The organism is Burkholderia sp. Ac-20345, assembly GCF_017104825.1.
Taxonomy (GTDB): Bacteria; Pseudomonadota; Gammaproteobacteria; order Burkholderiales; family Burkholderiaceae; genus Burkholderia; species Burkholderia lata_B.
Genome location: NZ_JAAGPO010000438.1, coordinates 1 through 2,511, shown reverse-complemented (window position 1 = coordinate 2,511; position 2,511 = coordinate 1). Strand labels below are relative to the sequence as shown.

2 protein-coding genes are annotated in these 2,511 nt (G+C 70.3%); both read right to left on the bottom strand.

Annotation, left to right across the window (positions count from 1 at the left end; all coding sequences use genetic code 11):
* Positions 1-92: 92 nt before the first annotated feature.
* Positions 93-1,169 carry an ATP-binding protein gene (locus tag G3O06_RS47725; RefSeq protein WP_205820295.1) on the bottom strand — a complete coding sequence of 359 codons (1,077 nt, stop codon included), beginning with the start codon at positions 1,167-1,169 and terminating at the stop codon, positions 93-95.
* Positions 1,166-2,511, bottom strand: a 1,346-nt coding sequence (locus tag G3O06_RS47720) for a cobaltochelatase subunit CobN (RefSeq protein WP_205820287.1), incomplete at its 5' end; no start/stop codon positions are given. The genes G3O06_RS47725 and G3O06_RS47720, both read right to left, overlap by 4 nt.

Sequence of the window (2,511 nt, the reverse complement as noted above, 5' to 3'; positions counted from 1 at the left end):
GCCGGCGCGCGCCGTGCCCGGCACGCGCACGGCTGCGCCTGATTGCCATCGAGGACCGCGAACGGTGTTCGCGGCGGCGCCGGCTCGATGGCTCAGCGTTTTTTTAGCGGCAGCGGCACCACGCCTTTCACGTCGCGCAGCCCGGCCGGTTCAGCCGGTAGATAACCCCAGTCGCCCTGCGTTGCCGATGCGTCGCCTTGTGTCTCGCCCGGTCGGTTGTCGGGCCGCTGGTGCGTATCCGTCGGCGAACGATCGTCGCGCTCGCCACCGTGATGCGACGCTCCGTGCGAGGGCGGCGTCCCCGCATGGCGCCGATGCCGCAGCACCGCGTCGGCCACACGCTCGACATGCGACACCGTCACCGCATCGGCCTGCTCCAGCGCGGCGAGTGCACGCGCCGCGCGCAGCATCACGAGATCGGCGCGCAGCCCGTCGACGGCCGCGTCGATGCACAGCGCGCTGACGCGTGCGTGGACGGCATCGTCGAAATCGAGCGCCGCCAGCCGTGCGCGTGCCGCGTGAATCCGGTCGCCGAGTTCGCGCTGTGCGGATGCATGACGCGCGCGGAACGCATCCGGATCGAGATCGAATGCAAGCCGTGCCTTCACGATCCGCTGGCGCTGCGTGGCGTCGAAGCAGTTTTCCAGTTCGACCATCAAGCCGAAGCGGTCGAGCAGCTGCGGACGCAGCTCGCCCTCTTCCGGATTCATCGTCCCGATGAGCACGAAGCGCGCGTCGTGCGCGTGCGACACGCCATCGCGTTCGACGATGTTCACGCCGCTCGCGGCGACGTCGAGCAGCGTATCGACGAGCCCGTCGGCGAGCAGGTTCACTTCATCGACGTACAGCACGCCGAGATGCGCCCGCGCGAGCAGGCCCGGCCGGAAGCGCACGCCGTTTTCAGCGAGTGCATGCGCGAGATCGAGCGTACCCGTCACCTGCTCGTCGCTCGCCGACAGCGGCAGCGTGACGAACTGCCCTTCGGGCAACAGCTCCGCGAGGCCGCGCGCCGCGGTCGATTTCGCGGTGCCGCGCGGCCCGCTCACGAGCACGCCGCCCAGCGACGGGTCGATCGCGGCGAGCAGCAGCGCCTGCTGCAACGCATCCTGCGCGACGAGCGCCGCAAACGGAAAAACCGCGCGGGCGCGGTGCGTCGTCGGATCGGTCATCGCCGTCCCCCTTCCTGGAGTTGTTCGCTCGCGAGCCAGACCGCTTCGATCCGTTCGCGATAGTCGCCCGGCTGCTGCCACAGGCCGCGCTGCATCGCCTCGACGAAGCGTTCGCAGATGCCGTGCAGCGCCTTCGGGTTGTGCCGCTCGAGGAACCCGCGGGTGGCGTCGTCGAACAGGTATGCGTCGGCCACGAGCCCGTATTGATGGTCGGACAGCACGCGCGCGGTCGCGTCATAGCCGTACAGGTAGTCGACGGTCGCCGCCATCTCGGCCGCGCCCTTGTAGCCGTGACGCTTCACGCCGTCGAGCCATTTCGGGTTGACGACGCGCGAGCGGATCACGCGCGCGATTTCCTCGCGCAGCGTGCGCATTTTCGGCGCGACCGGGTTCGCGTGGTCGCCGTGGTAGATGCTCGGCTGCTGCCCCGACAGGTGCCGTACGGCCGCCGTCATCCCGCCCTGGAACTGGTAGTAGTCGTTCGAATCGAGGATGTCGTGCTCGCGGCTGTCCTGGTTCTGCACGACGACGTCGATCGTCGCGAGCCGCTCGCCGAACACGTCGGCCGCGACGTCGCCCGCGCTGTTCTGCGCATACGCATGGCCGCCCCACTGGCGGTAGGCCTCGGCGAGATCGGCGTCGGTCTGCCAGCGGCGCTGGTCGATCAGGTCCTGCAAGCCCGCGCCGTAGCTGCCCGGCCGTGCGCCGAACACGCGCCAGCCCGCGCGGCGCCGCGCTTCGTCCGGTGCCACGCCCTGTGCGATCCATTGCTCGCGTTCGCGCTCGATGCGCGCACGGATCGGATTCAGCTCCTCGGGCTCGTCGAGCGCGGCCACTGCCTGCACGGCCGCGTCGAACAGGTGCATCAGGTTCGGGAACGCGTCGCGGAAGAAGCCCGACACGCGCAGCGTCACGTCGATCCGCGGCCGGTCGAAGATCTCGATCGGCAGGATCTCGAAGTCGGTCACGCGATGGCTGCCGTGCGCCCATTTCGGCCGCACGCCGAGCAGCGCGAACGCCTGCGCAATGTCGTCGCCGCCGGTACGCATCGTCGCCGTGCCCCAGACGGACAGGCCGATTGCGCGCGGATAGTCGCCGTGATCCTGCAGATGGCGCTCGATCAGTTGCTGCGCGGATTTCAGGCCGAGTGACCACGCTGCCTGCGTCGGCACCGCGCGCGTGTCGACCGAGTAGAAATTGCGGCCGGTCGGCAGCACGTCGGGGCGGCCGCGCGACGGCGAGCCGCTCGGCCCCGGCGGCACGAAGCGGCCGTCGAGCCCGCGCAGCAGCTGCCGCATTTCCTCGCCGCCGCACGCGTCGAGCGCGGGCAGCAGCGTCGCGA

Bases quoted from the DNA above. Each gene is read 5' to 3' on its own strand.
- G3O06_RS47725 (WP_205820295.1), bottom strand. From the start codon at position 1,169: ATGACCGATCCGACGACGCACCGCGCCCGCGCGGTTTTTCCGTTTGCG.